This window comes from Halomonas sp. 707D4, from assembly GCF_024158685.1.
In the GTDB taxonomy this organism is placed as follows: Bacteria; Pseudomonadota; Gammaproteobacteria; order Pseudomonadales; family Halomonadaceae; genus Vreelandella.
In genome coordinates this window covers 1-2,182 of record NZ_JAMZBD010000504.1, presented here as the reverse complement: position 1 = coordinate 2,182, position 2,182 = coordinate 1, and the positions used below count along the sequence as shown (strand labels likewise).

At 65.9% G+C, this 2,182-nt stretch carries 3 protein-coding genes; 1 reads left to right on the top strand and 2 read right to left on the bottom strand.

All coding sequences use genetic code 11. The features are described from left to right. Positions 1–102: 102 nt before the first annotated feature. Positions 103–507 (bottom strand): DUF4870 domain-containing protein, encoded by a 405-nt coding sequence (locus BIS11_RS15845; protein WP_253426723.1) that lies wholly within the window; start codon positions 505–507, stop codon positions 103–105. Positions 508–593: 86 nt separating this feature from the next. Continuing rightward, positions 594–977, bottom strand: a complete 384-nt coding sequence (locus BIS11_RS15840; RefSeq protein ID WP_253426721.1) for a VOC family protein — start codon at positions 975–977, stop codon at positions 594–596. Between the two features lie 279 nt (positions 978–1,256). Between BIS11_RS15840 and BIS11_RS15835 the strand changes: the two genes are divergently transcribed. Further along, a partial coding sequence (locus BIS11_RS15835) for an MFS transporter (RefSeq protein WP_253586515.1) occupies positions 1,257–2,182 on the top strand: 926 nt, incomplete at its 3' end.

Below are 2,182 nucleotides of genomic sequence, written 5' to 3'. Positions count from 1 at the left end.
CCACAGCGCCTTCAGCGACCAGCCGGAAAGACACCGCCACAGCGCGCCGATGGCGCGCGCCTGGAAGCTTTGCAGTCGAGAGGTACGAGAACCGGCCATGGCTTACAGCAACCAGCTATCCACGTTGCTCGGCGCGCGCTTCTCCTGAATGCCCTTGAAGCCCTTGACGCAGCGCACGATGAACCACACCGCCAGCGCCAGCAGCAGCGGGAAACCGATCAGCACGAGCGTGAGCAGCGACGCGATGCTCAAGTAGAGCAGGCCGATCCAGAAGGTGCGGATCTGGTAGCGGTAGTGCTCGTCGAGCCAGCGTGGACCGTTGCCATGGTAGACGTAAGAGACGATCACGCCGACGATGATGGTGAAACCGGTCACGAAGTTGGCCAGGAAAAGGGCGTAGACCACCAGCGCCACCGTGGTGTCGGGGCCGGTGGCCGGGGCGCGTTCATCGACGCGCTCGTCCACGATTTCACCCTCGATGGGCGCTTCATCAGCGTTGTGGCGCATACACGCTCCTTTGGCAGGTTGACCGCCCGCGGCGGCGTCGAAGGCGGCCATGATAGCGCCGCGCGGGCCATGGCACCACCCGAGGCTCAGCGCGAAAGCGGCCGGCAGATCTCCAGCAGATTGCCGTCGGGGTCGCGCAGGTAGAGCGATTCGATCGGCCCCGTGGCGCCCTGGCGCTCGACCGGGCCGAGCTCGACGGGCACTGCCAGCGCTTCGAGGTGGGTCAGAAACTCCGCCAGCGGCAGCTGGCAGCGCAGGCAGAGATCGAGACTGCCCGGCGTCGGGGTGGCGGAGACCGGCGCGATGTCGGTATCGGTCTGGTGCAGACGAAGGGCGGTGTCGCCGAGCATGAGGTCCACCCGCTGGGCGTCACGGTAGCGAACGTCCAGCCCCAGCACGCGGGAGTAGAAATCCACGGCGCGCCCCATGTCGGTCACGGTTACAACGAGATGGTCCAGGCCTGAGAGCATGCGTGATCCTTTGTATCGGCGTTCTTCGAAAACCTCGATGATACGCCAAGCGGGTCACCGCGTGTCAGTTAATCGTGCCGCTCGCGCTAGAGGATATTGCTGTCCAGGGACGCTTTGGATGACGAAAACACCAAGTGCCGGGGCGCCTGGGCGAAAAGCGTTGACTTTGGGGCGCCGGGCGCAATAATTGCGCGCCCGTTTGGTTGCCTCGAAGCTGTGCCGGCATTAAAAACGGTGTGGCGTTCGTTTCAACCATCGGCGGTTAAAGGTGAGGTAGGCATGTCGCGGCAACTCTTGGCTATGGCGCTCGCGCCGTTATTGGGGCTTTTCATTCTCGGCATCGGCAACGGCTTTCTGGCCACGCTGATCACCCTGCGCCTGGACGCCGCCGGTGAGTCCGCCACGCTGATCGGGGTCGTCTCATCGGCCTACTTCATCGGCCTGGCGCTCGGGGCGATGGTCAACGACCGCCTGCTGCTGCGCATCGGCCACATTCGCGCCTACGGAAGCTTCGCCTCGCTGGTGGCGGTCACGGTGCTGCTGCAGGGGCTGTTCTTCGACCCCTGGGCGTGGTTCGCGCTGCGCCTGATCGGCGGCTGGGCGACGGTCGGCGTTTACCTGGTCATCGAGAGCTGGCTTCTGACCGCCGGCGACCAGAAGGTGCGCGGCCGGCTGCTGGCGCTCTACATGATCGCGCTCTACGCCGCCGGGGTGCTCGGCCAGCTGCTGCTGGGCGCGGTCGATGCCATGGGCGCGACCGCACCGTTCATGGTGGTCGGCCTGCTGGCCTCGCTCTCCGTGCTGCCGATGGCGATGATTCCCCGCGTGTCGCCGCTGCTCGAGCACGCCGAGCCCTTGCCGCCGCACCGGTTGATCACCATGACGCCTACCGGGGTGATTGGAAGCCTCGGTTCCGGCATGGTGGTCGCCGCTGCCTACTCGCTGCTGCCGCTCTATCTGCAGCGCATCGGCATGAGCGTCAACCAGGTGGGGCAGATGATGGCCGTGGTGATCCTCGGCGCGATGCTGCTGCAGTACCCGATCGGGCGCTGGTCCGACCGCCACGACCGCCAGATGGTGCTGATCGGCATCAGCGCCTTCTGCATCGTGATCTCGGCGGCCATGCTGACGCTGCCGCTCTCCTTCGGGATGCTGGCGGTGCTGCTGTTCCTGCTCGGCGGCGGGGTCTTCGCCCTCTACCCGGT